Source organism: Clavibacter sp. MX14-G9D (assembly GCF_032917815.1).
GTDB lineage: Bacteria > Actinomycetota > Actinomycetes > Actinomycetales > Microbacteriaceae > Clavibacter > Clavibacter michiganensis_K.
In genome coordinates this window covers 1-18,268 of record NZ_JAVCVL010000032.1, presented here as the reverse complement: position 1 = coordinate 18,268, position 18,268 = coordinate 1, and the positions used below count along the sequence as shown (strand labels likewise).

The window sequence follows — 18,268 nt, the reverse complement described above, 5'->3', positions numbered from 1 at the left end:
CAGGGTCTCGGCGCGCGCTCCGGTGCCGGCGAGGGCCGTCCCCGCGATGAGGGACGCGAGCGCGAGGTCGGACGAGACCGCGAGGTCGGGATCGTCGGGCGCGGGGCCCGGCGCCGTCATCGGCCGTCCGTCCCCGGGTCGCCCGGGCCCGCGCCCGCGGGACCGCCGCGGTCGGCGGCAGTGCGGGACTCCGCGAGGTCGCGGACGTACGGGTGCGTCGGATCCCGCAGCACGTCGTCGACGGCGCCGTACCCCACGAGCGTGCCGCGGTGCATGACGGCGAGGCGGTCGGTGAGCCGCTCCACGACGGCGAGGTCGTGGCTGACCACGAGGGCGGAGAAGCCGCCGCGGGACTGCAGGTCGCGCAGGAGGTCGAGGACCGCGACCCGGCTCATCACGTCGACGCCCGAGGTGGGCTCGTCGGCGATCAGCAGCCGCGGTCCCAGCACGAGGGCGCGCGCGAGCGCCACGCGCTGCCGCTGCCCGCTCGACAGCTCGTGCGGATAGCGGTCCTGCGTGCCCGGAGGGAGGTCGAGCGCCGTCAGCAGCGTCACGACCCGGCGTGCCGCGACCTGGCTGTCGAAGCGGCGGTCGCGGGAGAAGATCGGCTCGGCGATGGCCTCGCTCGCCGTCAGCTGCGGGTGCAGCGTCGTGCCCGCGTCCTGCGGCACGTAGCCGATGCCGTACGTCGTGCGGGTCCGGGCGCGGCGGCCCATGCGACGGAGGCCCTGGCCCAGCACCGCGGCGTCGCCGCCCGTGATGCGCGGGACCGCGGCGCCCTCGTCGCCGGACGGGACGAGGCCCGCGAGCACGCGGGCGAGGGACGACTTGCCGGATCCGCTCGCCCCGACCACGCCGAGCACCTCGCCGGGCTCGAGGCGCAGCGTGACGCCGTCGACCGCCGGGGGCGCCTCCGCGCCCCGCCGGGCGGGGTAGGCGAGCCGCAGGTCGCGCACGTCCAGGACCGGCTCCGTCGACGTACCGGCGGTGGCGTCTCGGGGGGTGTGCGTCATGCGCTGCTCCGTCCTCGGCGTCGTCGTCCGGCCGGCGGCGTTCGGCCGGACGACGGATGCGGGTTCCGTCCCATCATGCCCGGCGTCGGCCGGACGGCGCGCCCCGCGCCTAGCCGGCGGGCCGCTCGGCGGCGCGGAGGGCGTGCAGGCGCGCGCGCCGCTCGGCCTGCTCGGCGGGATCCGGCACGGGCAGCGAGGCGAGCAGCCGCTGCGTGTACGGGTGCTGCGGGTCGCCGAGCACCTGGGCGCCCGTGCCCTCCTCGACCAGCTCGCCGCGGTAGAGCACGGCGATCCGGTCGGCGAGGAGGTCGACGACCGCGAGGTCGTGGCTGATGAACAGCGCCGCGAACCCGAGCTCGCGCTGCAGCTCCGCGAAGAGCTCCAGGACGCGCGCCTGCACCGACACGTCGAGCGCGCTCGTCGGCTCGTCGGCCACGAGCAGGGACGGCTCGAGCGCGAGGCCGCGGGCGAGGCTGGCGCGCTGGCGCTGGCCGCCCGAGAGCTCGTGCGGGTAGCGGTCGCCGAACGCCCTCGGCAGCTGCACGGCCTCGAGCAGCTCGTCGACCCGACCGCGCGCGGCCTGCGGCGACCGCGCGCGTCCGTGGACGATGAGCGGCTCGGCGACGCACTCCGCGATGGTGAGCCGCGGGTTGAAGCTCGTGGCGGGGTCCTGGAACACGAACCCGATGTCGCTGCGCAGCTTCCGGAAGTCGCGCTCCCGCACGCCCAGCATCTCCGTGCCGAGGACCTGCAGGGATCCGCCGGTCACGTTCGTGAGGCCGGCGATGGCGCGGCCGATGGTGGTCTTGCCGGATCCCGACTCCCCCACGAGCCCGAGGACCTCGCCCGCCTCGATGTGCAGGTCGACGCCCTTGACGGCGCGGAACGCGGGCGCCCCGAGCCGGCCCGGGTACTCGATGTGCAGACCCCGGGCGACGACGACGGGCGCCGTCTCCGTGCCCGACGCCTCCCGGGCCCGCGTGCGCACCGCGGCGCGCTCCACGGTCGCCGCCACGCCCTCGCCGAGCTTCGGGACGGAGGCGAGGAGGTTCCGCGTGTACTCCTCGCGCGGCGCCGAGAACAGCGTCGCCACGTCGGCCTGCTCGACGAGCCGGGAGCGGTACATGACCGCGACGCGGTCCGCGAGGTCCGCCACGACGCCCATGTTGTGCGTGATGAGGATCACGGCCGCGCCGAACTCGTCCCGGCAGCGGCGCAGCAGGTCGAGGATCTCGGCCTGGACGGTCACGTCGAGGGCCGTCGTCGGCTCGTCCGCCACGATGAGGCCCGGGTCCAGCACGAGCGCCATCGCGATGACGACGCGCTGCTTCTGCCCGCCGGAGAACTGGTGCGGGTAGTGGTCGACGCGGGTCTCGGGGTCGGGGATGCCGACGCGGCGGAGGATGTCGATCGCCTTCGCGCGCGCCTCCTTCCGGGAGACGCGGCCGTGGGCGCGGAGGCCCTCGATGATCTGCCAGCCCACCGTGTGCACCGGGTTCAGGGCCGTGGACGGCTCCTGGAACACCATCGCGACGTCCCGGCCGCGCACCTGGCGCAGCTTGTCGGCCGAGAGGGACAGCACGTCGACCGCGCCCTGGCCCTTGCGGTCGCTGAGGAGGACCGCGCCGTCGGTGACGGCGGTGTCGGGCAGGAGGCCGAGCACGGTGCGGGCGGTGACGGACTTGCCCGACCCCGACTCCCCCACGATGGCGAGGATCTCGCCGGGCGACACCCGGAGGGAGACGCCGTCGACCGCGCGGACGTCGCCGCCGTCGGTCGCGAACGTCACCCCGAGGTCGCGGATCTCGACGACGTCGCTCATGCGGTCACCTTCTTCTTCTCCGCGCGCTTGCGGGCGCGCAGCTTGGGGTCGGAGATGTCGTTGACGCTCTCGCCGACGAGGGTCAGGCCGAGCACGAGCAGGACGATCGCGACGCCGGGGAACACGCCCGTCCACCAGACGCCGCTCGCGGTGTCGGCGAGCGCCCGGTTGAGGTCGTAGCCCCACTCCGCGGCGGACGTGGGCGAGATGCCGAAGCCGAGGAACCCGAGGCCCGCGAGGGTGAGGATCGCCTCGGACGCGTTGAGCGTGAGGATCAGCGGCAGCGTGCGGGTGGAGTTCCGCAGGACGTGCACGAACATGATCCGCGGCGTCGAGGTGCCGATGACCTTCGCCGACTCGACGAACGCCTCGGCCTTCAACCGCACCACCTCGGCGCGGATGACGCGGAAGTACTGCGGGATGTAGACGACCGTGATGCTCACGGCCGCCGACAGGATGCCGCCCCAGAGGCTCGACTGCCCGCCGTTCAGCACGATGCTCACCACGATCGCGAGCAGGAGCGTCGGGAACGGGTAGATGGCGTCGGCGATGACGACGAGGATCCGGTCGAGCCAGCCGCCCAGGTAGCCCGACACGACGCCGAGCAGCACGCCGACGAACAGCGACAGGACGACGGCGATCACGACGACCGAGAGCGCGGTCTGCGTGCCCCAGACGACCCGGGAGAACACGTCGTAGCCGCCGACCGTGGTGCCCCAGAGGTGCGTCGCGTCGGGCGCCGACTGGCGCGGGAACGAGCCGCCGTCGTCGCGTCCCTGCGCGAAGCCGAACGGGGCGATGAGCGGGGCGAACGCGGCCAGCAGGATGAAGACGCCCGTGATGACCATTCCGGCGACGAGCATGCCGCGCTGGAGCCCGACGCTCTGCCGCACGTGCGAGACGAGCGGCAGGCGCTGGAACAGGGTGCGGCGCGCGGGGACGGGCGCGGGTGCGGTGGTGGTGTCGGTCATGTCAGTACCTCACTCGCGGGTCGATGAGCGCCGCGACGACGTCGACGATGAAGTTCGTCACGGCCACGATCACGGCCAGCAGCGCGACGATACCCTGCACGGCCACGAAGTCGCGGGCCGCGAGGTACTGCGCGAGCTGGAAGCCGAGGCCCCGCCACTCGAACGTGGTCTCGGTGAGCACCGCGCCGCCGAGCATGACGGCGATCTGCAGGCCCACCACGGTGATGATGGGGATGAGCGCGGGCTTCAGCGCGTGCCGCGTGGTGAGCCGGAACTCGCCGACCCCGCGGGAGCGGGCGGCGTCCACGTACTCGGTGCCGAGCGTCGAGATGACGTTGGTGCGCACGAGGCGGAGGAAGATGCCGGCGGTGAGGAGGCCGAGCGCGAGCGCCGGGAGCACCGCGTGCTCGAGCACGTCGCTCACGGCGGTCGGGCTCCCGAGGCGGAGGGCGTCGATGAGGTAGATGCCGGTCGGGTTCTCCAGCCGGCCGAGCGCCACCTCGACGCGCGTGTCCGCGCGCCCGGACAGCGGCAGGATCCCGAGCCAGACCGAGAAGACGAGCTTGAGGAGGAGGCCGGCGAAGAACACGGGCGTGGCGTAGGCGAGGATCGCGAGGATGCGCAGCACGGCGTCGGGCGTGCGGTCCTTGAAGTAGGCGGCGACGAGGCCGAGCGGGATCCCGATGAGGAACGCGACGATGAGCGAGTAGACGACGAGCTCGAGCGTGGCCGAGCCGTACTGCAGCAGCACCTCGCTGATGAGCCGGTTGTCGGTGAGCGAGCGGCCGAAGTTGCCCGTGGCGATCTGGCCGAGGTACTCGAGGTACTGCACGATGATCGGCCGGTCGAAGCCGGCGGTCGCGAGGCGCTCCTGGAGCTGCTCCGGGGTGAGGCGGTCGCCGACGGCGGCGGAGATGGGGTCGCCCACGATCCGCATGAGGAAGAACACCAGCGTCACGAGGATGAACACGGTCGGGATGATCAGCACGGCGCGGATGAGGATGTACTGGCCGAGCCCGATCCCCTGCTTCCGGGCCTTGGGCTGCTGCGCCCCGGGGGGCGCGGACGCGGGGATGGCGTCCGGGATGACGGTCACGGCGGGTGGGCCTTTCGGGTCGGGGGGATCGCCGCGGGCAGGTCGTGCCGCGGACGATGACACAGGAGTGGGGCGTCCCGCCGAAGCGGGACGCCCCATCCGAGGCGGGGAGGGACGTCAGCGCGACGTCCCTCCCCGGTCGGCTCAGCCCTTGGTGATGGGCGCGTAGCGGAACTTGAACGACGCGTCGAGGGTGACGCCGTCCACGCCCTCGCCGGCGACGGCGACCTGCGAGCCCTGGAGCAGCGGGATGGTCGGCAGGTCGGCCGCGACCGCGTCCTGGATCTGGCCGATGAGGTCGGCGCGCTTCGTGGCGTCGGCCTCCGACAGCTGCTGCGTGATGAGGTCGGCCACGGCGGCGTCGTCGTAGTGGTTCTTGACGAACGACTGCGGGGAGAAGAACGGCGTCAGGTAGTTGTCCGCGTCCGAGTAGTCGGGGAACCAGCCGAGCTGGTACGCCGGGTACTCGTCGTTGACGCGGGCCTTGCTGTACTGGTCCCAGATGGTGGACTGCAGGTTGACCTGGAACAGGCCGGTCGCCTCGAGCTGCTGCTTGATGAGCGCGTACTCGTCGTCCGAGCCCGCGCCGTAGTGGTCCGGGTTGAACTGCAGCTGCAGCGCGACGGGCGTCGCGACGCCCGCGTCGGAGAGGGCCTTGGCGGCCTTGTCCGCGTCGGGTCCGCCGTCGCCGTCGCCGTACAGGCCCTTGAGCGCCTCGTTCGCGCCCGACAGGCCGTCGGCCACGTAGGAGTAGAGCGGCGTGTAGGTGCCGTTGTAGACCTCGGTCGAGAGCTCGTCGCGGTCGATGAGGTCGGCGGCCGCCTGGCGCACCGCGAGGGCCTTGGCCTCGTCGGCCTCGCCCGTGGTCTTGCCGAACGGCTGCGTGTTCAGGTTGAACGTGATGTAGCGGATCTCGCCGCCGGGGCCGTCGATGACCTGGACCGAGTCGTCCTCCTTGAGGTCGGCGATGTCGGTGGCGCCGAGCGAGCGGCCGGCGACGTCGATCTCGCCGTTCTGCACGGCGAGCTTCATCGTGGTCTCGTCCGCGTAGTAGCGCGCGGTCACGCCGCTGTTCGCGGCCTTCGGGAGGACGCCCTGGTAGTCCGGGTTCGGCGCGTACGCGACGAGCTGGTTCAGGTCGAAGTCGGTGATGACGTACTGGCCCGCGAAGGCGTTCGCCGAGACGATGTCGGCGGGGTCCGCGAGCGCGTCGGCGGGGAACACGTCCTCGTCCACGATGGGGCCGGCGGGGCTCGACAGCACCTGCTCGAAGGTCTGGTCGTTGGCGGTCTTCAGCGTGAAGACGACCGTGGTGTCGTCGGGAGCGGCCACGCTCTCGACGTTCGCGAGGAGCGACGACGGTCCGTTGCCGTTGTCGGCGCCGTTGGCGGCGATGGTCGCGACGCGGTCGAACGTGAACTTCACGTCGCTCGCGGTGAGGGCGTTGCCGTTGGCGAACTTCAGGTCCGGCTTCAGCGTCACGGTGAACTCGTTGGGCGAGGTGTACTCGCCGGACTCGGCGAGGTCGGGCTCGACGTCGGGGCTGCCGTAGGGGCTGTTGAACAGGAACGGGTAGACCTGGTTCTGCACCGCGAAGGAGCCGTTGTCGTAGGAGCCCGCGGGGTCGAGCGACAGGACCTTGTCGGTCGTGCCGACGACGACGGAGCCGCCGCCGGCTGCGTCGTCCTCGGCGAGCGGGTCGCCGGAGCCGCCGGAGCAGCCGGCGAGGACGAGGGCCGCGGCGGAGAACCCGGCCGTGGCGAGCAGGACGCGGGAGCGCCGGGAGAATGCGGACGTCATGTTCCGAATGCCTCTTTCGTGGAGGGGATCGCGCCCGTGCATCGAGGAGACACGGACGCTGTGCTGTGAATGATTTCTAACACACGGGAAACAGCAGCCCGGACCCCGGGGACGCGTCGGCGCGCTTCTTCACATGATCGCAACATGGCCGTCCGCGGGCGCCCGCTCGGCCGACGACGTCACTCGCGGAGGGCGCGGCGCTCGGCCTCGACCTGCATCAGCTCGCGCTGGATCCCCTGGTAGCGCTCGCGCTCGTGCGTGGCGTCCGTGCGCTGCAGCCGCCCGATGAGGTCGGCCTTCCGGCGCAGGAGGTCGCGGCCGACGAGCTCCGCCGTGACGCCCTTCACGTAGATCGCGAGCTTGTCGGCGTCGCCCCGGTTCGGCAGCGGCGCGACGCCCAGCTGCTTGACGAGCGTGGCGAAGGACTCCGGGACCTCGAGCGCGACGCGCGAGAGCCAGTCGGCGCCGCCGAGGGCCTCCATGCTCGCGATGACCCCGTCGCGCACGACCGCCAGGCTCTCGTTGACGAACGCCACCTGGGCCGCGCGCATCACGAGGTCGTTCCCCACCAGCTCGGGGTGCTGCAGCATCGCCATCAGCGCGTCCCGCTCGAGGCGGGTGGCGAGGTCGGTGGGCAGGTCCATGAGCGACATCGACCGGGCGCTCTCGACCGTCGCGCCGTCGTCGTACCCGCCGCCACGACCGTGTCCGCCGCCGTCCGGGCCACCCGATCCGCCGCGACCGGCGGGGGCGCCGCCCGAGCGGTCGGCCCCGTCGGCGGGCGTGCTGCGGCCCGCGGTCTGGACGGCGCGGCCGACCTCGCTGAGGTCCATGCCGAGCCAGCCGGCGAGCTCCCGCGCGTACCCGGGCCGGAGGGAGGGGTCGCGGATGTCCGCTACCACGGGCGCGGCGGCGCGCAGCGCGGCCACCCGGCCCTCGACGGTCTCGAGGTCGTGGTCCGCGAGGATCTGCTTGATGGCGAACTCGAACATGGGCTTCTTGCCCTGGATCATGCGGCGCACGGCGTCGTCGCCGCGCGTGAGGCGGAGGTCGCAGGGGTCGAGGCCCTCCGGACCCACGGCGACGTAGGTCTGGGCGGCGAAGCGCCGCTCCTCGGAGAAGGCGCGCATGGCGGCCTTCTGCCCGGCCGCGTCCGGGTCGAACGTGAAGACGACCTCGCCGAGCCCGCTGTCGTCGCCGAGCACGCGACGGAGGACCTTGATGTGGTCGACCCCGAACGACGTGCCGCAGGTGGCGACCGCGGTGGTGACGCCGGCGAGGTGGCAGGCCATGACGTCGGTGTAGCCCTCCACGACGACGACCTGGCGCCCGCGGCTCACGTCGCGCTTCGCGAGGTCGAGCCCGTAGAGCACGGAGCTCTTGTGGTAGACGGGCGTCTCCGGGGTGTTGAGGTACTTCGGGCCCTTGTCGTCCTCCCGCAGGCGCCGCGCCCCGAAGCCGACGGTCGCGCCCGTGAGGTCGCGGATGGGCCACACGAGCCGGCCGCGGAAGCGGTCGTAGGCGCCGCGGTCGCCCTGGCTGAGGAGCCCGGCGGTGACGAGCTCGGCCTCCGTGTAGCCCTTGCCCTTCAGGTGCGAGGACAGCGCGTCCCAGCTCTGCGGGGCGAAGCCGACGCCGAAGCGCTGGGCCGCGCCCTGGTCGAACCCGCGCTCCCCGAGGAACGTGCGGCCGATCTCCGCCTCCTCGGATCCGAGCTGCTCGACGAAGAACGCCGCGGCCGCCTCGTTCGCGCCGAGGAGGCGCGAGCGGTTGCCCTGGTCGGTGGCGGCCTGGCCGTCCTCGTAGTGCAGCTGGTAGCCGATGCGCTGCGCCATGCGCTCGACGGCGTCCGCGAAGGTCACGTGGTCCATGCGCTGCAGGAACGTGTAGACGTCGCCGCCCTCGCCGCAGCCGAAGCAGTGGTAGAAGCCGACCTGGGGGCGCACGTGGAAACTCGGCGTGCGCTCGTCGTGGAAGGGGCAGAGCCCCTTGAGCGACCCGACGCCGGCCGACTTCAGGGTGACGTACTCCCCCACCACGTCGCCGAGGTTCACCCGGGAGCGCACCTCGTCGATGTCGCTCTTCCGGATCAGGGCCATTGGCTCATCCTACGTCCGGGCCGAGGGGCGTCCGAGGGCGTCGCGGGCGTCAGAAGACGGGCCGCGCGCACAGGCGCTCGTACCAGGCTATGGCCGACTGGTCGGTGAGGCTGGCGACCTGGTCGACGATGACGCGCTTGCGCGCGCCGTCGTCCGCGGCCTCCCGCCAGTCGCCCGCGAAGCCGGGGTCGAGCTCGTCGGCGCCGCGCGCGTGCAGGGCGTCGGCGAGGCCCGCGAGGACCTCGCGCTGACGCGCGTAGATGGGCTGGCGGGTGTTCTTCGACATGACGAACGCGGCGACGATGCCCTTGAGCACCGCGATCTCGGCCTGGATGGCCCGCGGCACCACCACGTGCGCGCCGAACCGGATGAGGCTGCGGTCGGTGTGGGTCGCGCGCGTCAGCTGCGTCGCCGCGCCGGCGAACCGGCCGATGAGCTGGCTGGTCAGGTCCTTCAGCGCCGCCTGGGCTCCGCGGCCGCCGTCGTACTCGGCCACCCAGACGTCGAGCGAGTCGAGCCGGTCGAACGCCTGGATGAGCTCCTCGTGCGAGTGCGCCCCGCCGATCCACGCCACCATCGAGTCCACGAGCTCCTCGTGGTCGACGCGGGCGCCGAGCGCGCGCACGTCGACGTAGCCGCCGACGATGGCGTCCTCGAAGTCGTGGACCGAGTACGCGATGTCGTCGCTGAGGTCCATGACCTCGGCCTCGATGCAGCGACGGCCCGCGGGAGCGCCCTCGCGCAGCCATGCGAACGCCGCGACGTCGTCGTCGTAGAAGCCGAACTTGCCGCGACCCGAGGGGTCGGGCACCGACTGGGAGCTCGGCCACGGGTACTTGCAGCTGGCGTCGAGGCTCGCGCGGGTGAGGTTCAGGCCGTAGGGCCGGCCCTCCGGCCCGATGACCTTGGGCTCCAGCCGGGTGAGGAGGCGCAGGGTCTGCGCGTTGCCCTCGAAGCCGCCGATGTCGGCCGCCCAGTCGTTGAGCGCCCGCTCGCCGTTGTGGCCGAAGGGCGGGTGCCCGATGTCGTGCGCCAGGCACGCCGTGTCGACGACGTCCGGGTCGAGGTCGAGGCTCGAGGCGAGCTCGCGGCCGACCTGCGCGACCTCCAGGGAGTGGGTGAGGCGGTTCCTCGCGAAGTCGAGGCCCGCCATGGGGCTCAGCACCTGGGTCTTCGCGGCGAGGCGCCGGAGCGCGCTCGAGTGCAGCAGCCGGGCGCGGTCGCGCGCGAAGTCGCTGCGCCGGGAGGAGTGCTGCTCCGGGTACCAGCGCTCGGCGTCGGTCTCGCTGTACGTGGACCGCTCCGTCATGCCCTCACCCGCCACTGTTGTGGATCTCCCCGTCCGCGATGTCCATCGCTCCCTGCGCGTCGATGTCGCGGCTCTCGAGCCACCGGTCCGGCAGCGCCGTGCGCTTCATGCTGCCCTGGCGGCCGCGCGCGCCCTCGGCGCCCGCGCCCGGGTAGGGCTGGTCGCGGTCGAGGGTGGCCAGCAGCCCGTCGAGCTCCGCGAGCGAGGAGACGGACGCGAGCGCGGCCCGCAGGTCGCCGCCGACGGGGTAGCCCTTGAAGTACCACGCGACGTGCTTGCGCGCGTCCCGGCAGCCGCGCTCCTCGCTCTCGAAGAACTCGGCGAGGAGCTCGACGTGGCGGCGGAAGGTGTCGGCGACGGCGCCCTGCGAGGGGTGCGCCCGCGGCGTGTCCGCCGGGTCGAGGCCCGCGGCGCGCGCGTGGAAGACGGCCGCGAGGTCGCCGAAGAGCCAGGGTCGCCCGAGGCAGCCGCGGCCGACGACCACGCCGTCGGCGCCGGTCTCGTCCATCATGCGGATGGCGTCCTCGGCGGCCCAGATGTCGCCGTTGCCGAGGACGGGCACGCTCGTGACGGCCTGCTTCAGCTTCGCGATGGCCGACCAGTCGGCGTGGCCGCTGTAGTAGTCGCTCGCGGTGCGCGCGTGCAGGGCGATGGACGCGACGCCGGCGGCCTCGGCGGCGCGTCCGGCCTCGAGGTAGGTGAGGTGGTCGGCGTCGATGCCCTTGCGCATCTTGACGGTGAGGGGCACGTCCCCCGCCGCCTTCACGGCGCCCTCGACGATGTCGGTGAACAGCCCGAGCTTCCACGGGAGCGCGGCGCCGCCGCCCTTCCGCGTGACCTTGGGCACCGGGCAGCCGAAGTTCAGGTCGATGTGGTCGGCGCGGTCCTCCGCGACGAGCATGGTGACGGCCTCGCGCACCGTCTTCGGGTCGACCCCGTAGAGCTGGATGGAGCGCACCTTCTCCGACGGGTGGTGCGTGATGAGCCGCATGGACTCGGGCGTGCGCTCGACGAGGGCGCGGCTCGTGATCATCTCGCTGACGTAGAGGCCGGCGCCGAACTCGCGGCAGAGCCGTCGGAACGCCGTGTTGGTGATGCCCGCCATGGGCGCGAGGACGACGGGCACGTCGAGCGGGATGCCGCCGATGCGGAGCGCGGGCTCGGAGGCGGGTGCGGGAGCGGCGGGGGCGAGGGTCGGAGAGGACATGGCGGTTCGATTCTCCCATCCGGGACGGCGGGCGGCGGACGCGGGGCGGATCCCCGCGCGGATGCCAGGCGGAGGCCGCCTGGGAGGGGTGGGTCAGATGGCCCGACCGGCGTCGATCGCGTCGCGGACGCGGGCGAGGTCGGCGGCGGGAGACCCGTCGTCGGGCGCCGCGGTGCCGGGCGCCACGGCGTCGGATGCGGCGACGGCCGAGGCGGTGCCGCTCGCGGACGGCGGGGCCGTGGGCACGAGGCAGGCGTCCCCCTCGCACGCGGCGGCGTCGGCGGATCCGAGCATGGCGAGGCCGGACACCGCGGTCGGCGAGGTTCCGGTCGCCGGGACGGCGCTCATCGGCCGGCCCCGTCGGCTGCGACGACCCGCACGGTGTCGCCGTCGCGGGCCGCCAGCGCCTCGCCCAGGGCGGAGGCGAACACCGACGGGTCCTGCGCGCCGGAGATGCCGAAGCGCTCGTCGATCACGAAGAAGGGCACGCCGCTGATCCCGTACGCCACCGCCTGCGCCTGGTCGGCGCGCACGTCGGCCAGGTGACGGTGGGACTCCAGGGACTCGCGCGCCTCGTCGGCGTCGAGGCCGGCCTCGACCGCGAGCGCGACGAGGTCGGGGACGCGGCCCACGTGCCGGCCCTCCGTGAAGTAGGCCGCGAGGAGGCGCTCCACCATCTCGAGCTGCCGGCCGCGGGTGCGGGCGTGGTGCAGCAGCTCGTGGGCGAGCACGGTGTTCGTGTGCTGGAGCGCGTCGTAGTCGTAGGCGAGGCCCTCGGCGGCCGCGAGCTGCGTCATGTCGGCCAGCATCGTGCGGACCCGCTCGGCCGGGATGCCCTTGTGGCCCGCGAGGAAGTCGACCTCGGTGCCCTGGAAGTCCACCGGGGTGTCGGGGGCCAGCTCGAACGAGCGGTACGTCACCTCGACGTCGGGGGCGCCGGGGGTCCGGGCCTGGAAGTCGCGCAAGCCGGTCTCGAAGCGCCGCTTGCCGACGTAGCACCACGGGCACGCGATGTCCGACCAGACGTCGACGCGGAGGGCGGGCAGGGCGGGGGCGGCGGAGTCGGTCACGGCGGTGGAACGCATCGGGAAGCCCGGGCATTCCCGCGGTGTTGCCCGAGCATGGCCGACACCTCCCCCTCCTCCGTCCCCTCCGCGTCCGACGCCGCCCCGCGCGGGCGCGACCGCGTCCTCGCGCACGCCGCGCGCCTCGGCCTCGACGTCGAGGTGGTCGATCGCCCGGACGCCGGCTCCCTGGTCGAGGCCGCGGCCGGGCTCGGGATCGACCCGTCGCACCTCGTGAAGTCGCTCGTGGTGAAGCGCCACGACGGCGACCTGCTCATCGCCCTGGTGCCCGGCGACCGACAGATCAGCTGGCCGAAGCTCCGCGCGCTCGTCGGCGTCAACAAGCTGTCCATGCCGGCGCCCGAGGTCGCGCTCGCGGCGACGGGCTACGCGCGCGGGACCATCACGCCGCTCGGCGCCGACGGTGACCTGCCGGTCTACGCGGACGAGCGGATGGCCGGCCGGCGCATCGGCATGGGCGGCGGGGAGCACGGCGTCTCGGCGCTGGTGGACGCGGACGCGCTCGTCGCCGCGCTCGGCGCGACCGTCGGCGACCTCACCGACCCGCTCACGATCAGGTGACCGGTCCGCCGCCCCGGCCCCCCTCGCGCGGGTCGGGACGGCGGACCGGTCGTGCCGTGCCGGGCGGTCAGGCCCCGACGAGCTGCCCCGCGAGGTAGCCGACGAGGTCGTCGAGCGGGATGCGCTCCTGGCCCATCGTGTCGCGCTCGCGCACGGTGACGGCGCGGTCGTCGAGGGTGTCGAAGTCCACGGTCACGCAGAACGGCGTGCCGATCTCGTCCTGCCGGCGGTAGCGGCGGCCGATGGCACCGGCGTCGTCGAACTCGATGTTCCAGTTCCGGCGCAGCTCCCCGGCGAGTTCGCGCGCCACGGGCGACAGCCTCTCGTTGCGCGAGAGCGGCAGCACGGCGACCTTGACAGGCGCGAGCCGGCGGTCGAGGCGGAGCACGGTGCGCTTGTCGACGCCGCCCTTCGCGTTGGGCGCCTCGTCCTCGTGGTACGCGTCGACGAGGAACGCCATCATCGAGCGCGTGAGTCCCGCCGCGGGCTCGATGACGTACGGGATCCACCGCTCGTTCTTCGTCTGGTCGAAGTAGGAGAGGTCGGTGCCCGAGGCCTCGGAGTGGGTGCGGAGGTCGTAGTCGGTGCGGTTCGCGATGCCCTCGAGCTCGCCCCACGCGCCGCCCGCGAATCCGAAGCGGTACTCGATGTCCACGGTGCGGGTGGAGTAGTGCGAGAGCTTCTCGGCGGGGTGCTCGAAGAGGCGCAGGTTCTCCGGGTCGATGCCGAGGTCGGTGTACCAGGCGAATCGCTGGTCGATCCAGTACTGGTGCCACTCGGCGTCCGTGCCGGGCTCGACGAAGAACTCCATCTCCATCTGCTCGAACTCGCGGGTGCGGAAGATCCAGTTCTGCGGCGTGATCTCGTTGCGGAAGCTCTTGCCGATCTGGCCGATGCCGAACGGCGGCTTCTGGCGCGCCGCGCTCAGCACGTTGGCGAAGTTGACGAAGATGCCCTGCGCCGTCTCCGGGCGGAGGTAGTGCATGCCCTCCTGGTTGTCGACGGGCCCGAGGTACGTCTTGAGGAGCCCCGAGAAGTTCTGCGGCTCGGTCCAGGAGCCGGGCTGGCCGGTGTCCGGGTCGTTGACGTCGGCGAGGCCGTTGACGGGCGGGTGGCCGTGCTTCGCCTCGTACGCCTCGAGGAGGTGGTCGGCGCGGAAGCGCTTGTGCGTGTGCAGCGACTCGACCAGCGGGTCGCTGAAGACCTCGACGTGGCCGGACGCCTCCCACACCCGTCGGGGCAGGATGACCGAGGAGTCCAGCCCGACGACGTCGTCGCGGCCGTTGACCATGGTCTGCCACCACTGGCGCTTGATGTTCTCCTTGAGCGCCACGCCGAGCGGCCCGTAGTCCCACGCGGAGCGCGAGCCGCCGTAGATCTCACCCGCCTGGAAGACGAACCCGCGCCGCTTGGCGAGGTTGATGACCGGGTCGAGACGCGAGGGGGTTGCCACGATGACTCCAAGGTGTGGGCCGGACCGGGTGCCCGGTCGGCGGACGGCGGGACCCGGCGGATGCCGCGGTCGCCGGGGAAAGGCGGGCCCCAGTCTACGGCGGGGCCGCTCAGTCCTCGTCGTCGCCCGCGGTGCGGCGGTGCGCGAGCTCCACGATGCGCACCGTCTCGAGCGAGTCGCGCGGCTCCACCGGGACCGGCCCGCGGCCGCGGACGGCGTCGGCCATCATGCGGTAGAAGTCGGCGTAGCGGCCGCGCTCGGTGGGGATCCGCTCCCCCGCCGGATCGCCGGCCGCCTCCACGAGCGTGCCCCACTCGGACTCGGGCGCCTCGCCGAAGCCGGGGTCGGCGGGCGACGCGCCCTGCTTCAGCAGCGGCTCCTGCGGGTCCAGCCCGTGCACGGCGTACGCGCCCGCGGTGCCGAGGACGCGGAAGCGGGGGCCCGCCAGCGCGGCTACCCGGCTGACCGTGATGTGCGACTGCACGCCGGACTCGTGCAGCAGCGAGTAGAAGGCGTCGTCGTCGCTGGCGGAGCCGTCGCGGACGGTCGCGAGCTCGGCCGCGAAGTCGACGACGGGGCCGAACAGCTCCAGCGCCTGGTCGATGAGGTGGCTGCCGAGGTCGTAGGAGATGCCCGCGGCATCGGCCGGGGTCTCGCGGTCCTGCCAGCGGTCGCGCACGGGCCCGCCCCAGCGCTCGAAGGTCGACTCGAACCGGTGCACCTCGCCGAGGCGGCCGGACTCGATGAGGGCGCGCACCGTGAGGAAGTCGCCGTCGAGGCGCCGGTTCTGGAAGACGGAGAACGGGAGCCCCAGCGCCTCCGCGCGCTCGATGAGCATGAGCGCCTCGTCGACGGTGGCGACGAACGGCTTGTCCATCACCACGGCCAGGTGCGCGTCCAGCGCCTGCAGGCCCTGGCGGAGGTGCGCCGAGGCGGGCGACGCGATGACGACCATGTCGAGCTCGGCGGATCGGGCGAACAGCTCGTCGGCGGACGCCACCACGTCGGCGCCGGGGTGGCGCTCGCGCACCTGGGCGGCCCGGTCGGGGTCCGAGGTGCTGACGAGGTCGATGCGGTAGTCGGGGCTCGCCGCGAGGAAGGGCGCGTGGAAGACGCGGCCGGCCAGGCCGTATCCCACGATCCCCACGCGGATGGGGGCGTCGGCGCCCTCGGGCGCGACGGCGGCGGACGGGGACGCGGTGTCGGGAGTGGTCACGCCCCCGATGCTACTGAGCGGCCGTGCTCCGCTCGTCCCCCGGCAGCGCGTCCGGGTCCTCCGCGGAGCCCTCGTCGGCGTCGCCCGCGTGGGCGTCGACCGCGCCCCCGAACCGTCGGTCGCGGTGCACGTAGCTCTCCACGGCGTCCCACAGGTCCTTGCGGCGGAAGTCCGGCCACAGGCGGTCGAGGAAGACCATCTCCGCGTACGCCGACTGCCAGAGCAGGAAGTTGCTGGTGCGCTGCTCCCCCGAGCTGCGGATGAAGAGGTCGACGTCGGGCACGTCGGGCAGGTAGAGGTAGCGCTGGATGGTGCGCTCGTCGACGCGCGCGGCCTTGAGGCGTCCCGCGTCCACGTCCTCGGCGATGCGGCGGACGGCGTCGCCGATCTCGGTGCGGCCGCCGTAGTTGATGCACATCGTCAGCGTCATCCCCGTGTTGTCCTTCGTCATCTCCTCGGCGACCCGCAGGTCGTCGATGACGCTGCGCCAGAGGCGGGGGCGGCGGCCGGCCCAGCGGATCCGCACGTTCCACGCGTTCAGCTGGTCGCGACGGCGGTGGATCACGTCGCGGTTGAACCCCATGAGGAAGCGCACCTCGGCGGGCGACCGCTTCCAGTTCTCCGTCGAGAACGCGTACACGGACAGGTGGGTGGCGCCGAGCTGCACCGCTCCCGCGACCGTGTCGAACCAGGCCTCCTCGCCCGCCTGGTGCCCGGCCGTGCGGGGCAGGCCGCGCTGGTTCGCCCAGCGCCCGTTGCCGTCCATCACGACCGCGATGTGCTTCGGCACGAGGTCGGCGGGGATGCGCGGGGGCTGCTCCCCCGTCCAGTCGAGCGGCAGGTCGGTGCGGCCGGGGACCTCGGGGCGTCGGCTCATGGGGTGGTCTCCTGTGCTCGGGGGCGGTCGGCGGGGGTGGTCGGCGCGTCATCGGGCCCGGGGTCCGCGTCGCGGGGGGTCGCGCGCACCACGGAGGCGGTCGCGGCGGCGAGGGCCGCGGCGGGATCCGGCTCGCGCGCGTCGAGGTCCGGCTCCTCGAGCGGCACGGGCTGCTCCGTCGGCGGCAGGAGCTGGCGGGCGTCGCTCCGGTCGACGAGCCCGAGCGAGCGGATGCCCCGGTCGAGGTGCCACTGCGCGTACGCCGCGACGACGCCGCTCGCCCGGGCCTGGGATCGGAGCGTCGCGGCCTCCGCGTGCCGCCAGTCGCCCGTCAGCAGGGCGGACAGCAGGGCGAGGGTGTCGGGGTCGAGCCGCGGCGACCCCGGCGGGGCGGCGGCGTCCGCCACCACGCCGCCGAGCTGCACGACGAACGCGCTGTGGGGCCCCGGGGCGCCCGTCACGGCGCAGTCCTGGAAGCTCGGCGCCCAGCCGGCCATGGACAGGCTCCGCAGCAGGTACGAGTCGAGCGTGAGGCTCGCGCCGTGCTCGCGGCGGCTGAGCGAGCGGAGCGCGCCGACGAGGAGCAGGTACTGCTGCAGCGAGCCCTCGTCCTCGGTGACCCGGTCGGCCGTCTCCACCATGGCGCTGGCGGCCGTGTAGCTGCCGTAGTCGCTCGCGATGAGGGCGCCGTAGGAGGCGATGGACTCGGCCTGCGTGATGATGTCGAGGGTCCGGCCCTCGAAGAACTGGGCGTCGGCGACCATGAACGGCTCGAGGCGTGCGCCGAACTTCGACTGCGTGCGGCGCACGCCCTTCGCGACGGCGCGGATCTTCCCGTGCTGGCGCGAGAGCATCGTGACGATCCGGTCCGCCTCGCCCAGCTTGTGGGTGCGCAGGACGACGATCTCGTCACGGTAGAGGGGCACCCGTCGATTATCCGCCCCGCGTCCGACCTCCTCCTTCGCCGCCGCGCGGGGCGGGGCTGCCCGGACGCGGCACGCGGGGCCCGGGCGGTGGTCGCCGCTGTGCTATCAAGGGGAGGCCATGGATCCCGTCCCGCTCACCATCCCGCTCTGGGCGGACCTCCTGGCCGTCAGCATCGGCAGCCTGCAGGGCGCCATGTTCGCGGCGGGCTTCCGCGACCGGCGCCTCGACCTGCTGGGCGTCGCCATCATCGGCACGGCGACCGGCCTCGGCGGCGGCCTCCTCCGCGACGTGTTCCTCAACGTCACCCCCGCGGCCCTCGCCAGCAACTGGCTGATGCTCGTCGCCGTGGCGGCGGCCCTCGGCGGCATGCTCCTCGAGCGGATCTTCACGCGCCTCGACATCGTCATCACGGTGCTCGACGCCCTCACCATCGGCCTGTTCTGCGCCATCGGCACGTCGAAGGCCCTGGCGGCCGGCGTGCCCGAGGTGCCGGCCGTGTTCATCGGCGTCGTGTCCGCGGTCGGCGGGTCCTTCGTGCGCGACCTGCTCCTGAACCTGCCGATCGCGATGATGCACGTGGGCTCGCTGTACGCGGTCGCGGCGCTCGTCGGCGCCGTCATCGTCGTCGCGCTGGCGGCCTTCGGGGTGCCGATGTGGGTCGCCGCCATCGTGTGCGTCGCCGTCACGGCCACCACGCGCCTGCTCGCCGTGCGCTTCGGCTGGAGCCTCCCGGAGCAGCGGGCGCTCAGCCGGCTGCGCTTCACGGCGCTCCGCCGCCCGCGCCCGCGCCGCTGACCGCGCCGCTGACCGCGCCGCTGACGGCGCCGCTGAC

The 18,268-nt window shown here is 73.4% G+C and carries 15 protein-coding genes and 1 pseudogene; 2 read left to right on the top strand and 14 right to left on the bottom strand.

Annotated features, from left to right (window positions below):
* Window positions 1-116: 116 nt before the first annotated feature.
* The 10 genes from Q6969_RS05085 to Q6969_RS05040 all read right to left on the bottom strand — a co-directional run bounded on the left by Q6969_RS05085 (window position 117) and on the right by Q6969_RS05040 (window position 12,387).
* Window positions 117-1,013 (bottom strand): dipeptide/oligopeptide/nickel ABC transporter ATP-binding protein, encoded by an 897-nt coding sequence (locus Q6969_RS05085; RefSeq protein ID WP_317229460.1) that lies wholly within the window; start codon window positions 1,011-1,013, stop codon window positions 117-119.
* 109 nt (window positions 1,014-1,122) lie between these two features.
* The gene (locus tag Q6969_RS05080; protein WP_317229459.1) at window positions 1,123-2,835 is read right to left on the bottom strand and encodes an ABC transporter ATP-binding protein; all 1,713 of its coding nucleotides are present in this window, start codon (window positions 2,833-2,835) and stop codon (window positions 1,123-1,125) included.
* Entirely contained in the window at window positions 2,832-3,806 is a 975-nt protein-coding gene (locus tag Q6969_RS05075) for an ABC transporter permease (protein WP_317229458.1), read from the bottom strand. The genes Q6969_RS05080 and Q6969_RS05075 overlap by 4 nt, the downstream gene beginning before the upstream one ends.
* A gap of 1 nt (window position 3,807) precedes the next feature.
* Complete coding sequence (locus Q6969_RS05070) at window positions 3,808-4,902, bottom strand: ABC transporter permease (protein ID WP_396335517.1); 1,095 nt, start codon at window positions 4,900-4,902, stop codon at window positions 3,808-3,810.
* Window positions 4,903-5,046: 144 nt separating this feature from the next.
* Window positions 5,047-6,702 (bottom strand): ABC transporter substrate-binding protein, encoded by a 1,656-nt coding sequence (locus Q6969_RS05065; RefSeq protein ID WP_317229457.1) that lies wholly within the window; start codon window positions 6,700-6,702, stop codon window positions 5,047-5,049.
* 179 nt (window positions 6,703-6,881) lie between these two features.
* Window positions 6,882-8,801 carry a DNA primase gene (gene dnaG, locus Q6969_RS05060; RefSeq protein ID WP_317229456.1) on the bottom strand — a complete coding sequence of 640 codons (1,920 nt, stop codon included), beginning with the start codon at window positions 8,799-8,801 and terminating at the stop codon, window positions 6,882-6,884.
* 49 nt (window positions 8,802-8,850) lie between these two features.
* Entirely contained in the window at window positions 8,851-10,110 is a 1,260-nt protein-coding gene (locus tag Q6969_RS05055) for a deoxyguanosinetriphosphate triphosphohydrolase (RefSeq protein ID WP_317229455.1), read from the bottom strand.
* Between the two features lie 4 nt (window positions 10,111-10,114).
* Window positions 10,115-11,317 carry a tRNA dihydrouridine synthase DusB gene (gene dusB, locus Q6969_RS05050; protein WP_317229454.1) on the bottom strand — a complete coding sequence of 401 codons (1,203 nt, stop codon included), beginning with the start codon at window positions 11,315-11,317 and terminating at the stop codon, window positions 10,115-10,117.
* 93 nt (window positions 11,318-11,410) lie between these two features.
* On the bottom strand, window positions 11,411-11,665 hold the full coding sequence (locus Q6969_RS05045) for a hypothetical protein (RefSeq protein ID WP_317229453.1): 255 nt from the start codon (window positions 11,663-11,665) through the stop codon (window positions 11,411-11,413).
* A complete protein-coding gene (locus Q6969_RS05040; RefSeq protein ID WP_317229452.1) occupies window positions 11,662-12,387 on the bottom strand; it encodes a DsbA family oxidoreductase in 726 nt (241 codons plus the stop codon). Before Q6969_RS05040 ends, Q6969_RS05045 begins: the two co-directional genes overlap by 4 nt.
* 51 nt (window positions 12,388-12,438) lie before the next feature.
* Here Q6969_RS05040 and Q6969_RS05035 point away from each other — a divergent pair, with 51 nt between their 5' ends.
* A complete protein-coding gene (locus tag Q6969_RS05035; RefSeq protein ID WP_317229451.1) occupies window positions 12,439-12,963 on the top strand; it encodes a YbaK/EbsC family protein in 525 nt (174 codons plus the stop codon).
* 67 nt (window positions 12,964-13,030) lie between these two features.
* On the opposite strand, the gene Q6969_RS05030 is transcribed toward Q6969_RS05035, so the two are convergent.
* The 4 genes and pseudogenes from Q6969_RS05030 to recO all read right to left on the bottom strand — a co-directional run.
* Entirely contained in the window at window positions 13,031-14,416 is a 1,386-nt protein-coding gene (locus tag Q6969_RS05030; protein ID WP_317229450.1) for a glycine--tRNA ligase, read from the bottom strand.
* Window positions 14,417-14,525: 109 nt separating this feature from the next.
* A complete protein-coding gene (locus tag Q6969_RS05025) occupies window positions 14,526-15,632 on the bottom strand; it encodes a Gfo/Idh/MocA family oxidoreductase (protein WP_317229449.1) in 1,107 nt (368 codons plus the stop codon).
* Between the two features lie 10 nt (window positions 15,633-15,642).
* Entirely contained in the window at window positions 15,643-16,509 is an 867-nt protein-coding gene (locus tag Q6969_RS05020) for an isoprenyl transferase (protein ID WP_317229448.1), read from the bottom strand.
* Between the two features lie 212 nt (window positions 16,510-16,721).
* Window positions 16,722-17,435, bottom strand: a pseudogene (gene recO, locus Q6969_RS05015) (DNA repair protein RecO); the annotation flags it as partial.
* Window positions 17,436-17,553: 118 nt separating this feature from the next.
* Here recO and Q6969_RS05010 point away from each other — a divergent pair.
* Window positions 17,554-18,231 (top strand): TRIC cation channel family protein, encoded by a 678-nt coding sequence (locus Q6969_RS05010; protein ID WP_317229447.1) that lies wholly within the window; start codon window positions 17,554-17,556, stop codon window positions 18,229-18,231.
* Window positions 18,232-18,268: the final 37 nt, after the last annotated feature.

Bases quoted from the DNA above. Each gene is read 5' to 3' on its own strand.
- Q6969_RS05075 (WP_317229458.1), bottom strand. From the start codon at position 3,806: ATGACCGACACCACCACCGCACCCGCGCCCGTCCCCGCGCGCCGCACC.
- Q6969_RS05035 (WP_317229451.1), top strand. From the start codon at position 12,439: ATGGCCGACACCTCCCCCTCCTCCGTCCCCTCCGCGTCCGACGCCGCC.
- Q6969_RS05020 (WP_317229448.1), bottom strand. From the start codon at position 16,509: ATGAGCCGACGCCCCGAGGTCCCCGGCCGCACCGACCTGCCGCTCGAC.
- dnaG (WP_317229456.1), bottom strand. From the start codon at position 8,801: ATGGCCCTGATCCGGAAGAGCGACATCGACGAGGTGCGCTCCCGGGTG.
- dusB (WP_317229454.1), bottom strand. From the start codon at position 11,317: ATGTCCTCTCCGACCCTCGCCCCCGCCGCTCCCGCACCCGCCTCCGAG.
- Q6969_RS05045 (WP_317229453.1), bottom strand. From the start codon at position 11,665: ATGAGCGCCGTCCCGGCGACCGGAACCTCGCCGACCGCGGTGTCCGGC.
- Q6969_RS05065 (WP_317229457.1), bottom strand. From the start codon at position 6,702: ATGACGTCCGCATTCTCCCGGCGCTCCCGCGTCCTGCTCGCCACGGCC.
- Q6969_RS05010 (WP_317229447.1), top strand. From the start codon at position 17,554: ATGGATCCCGTCCCGCTCACCATCCCGCTCTGGGCGGACCTCCTGGCC.
- Q6969_RS05055 (WP_317229455.1), bottom strand. From the start codon at position 10,110: ATGACGGAGCGGTCCACGTACAGCGAGACCGACGCCGAGCGCTGGTAC.
- Q6969_RS05085 (WP_317229460.1), bottom strand. From the start codon at position 1,013: ATGACGCACACCCCCCGAGACGCCACCGCCGGTACGTCGACGGAGCCG.
- Q6969_RS05080 (WP_317229459.1), bottom strand. From the start codon at position 2,835: ATGAGCGACGTCGTCGAGATCCGCGACCTCGGGGTGACGTTCGCGACC.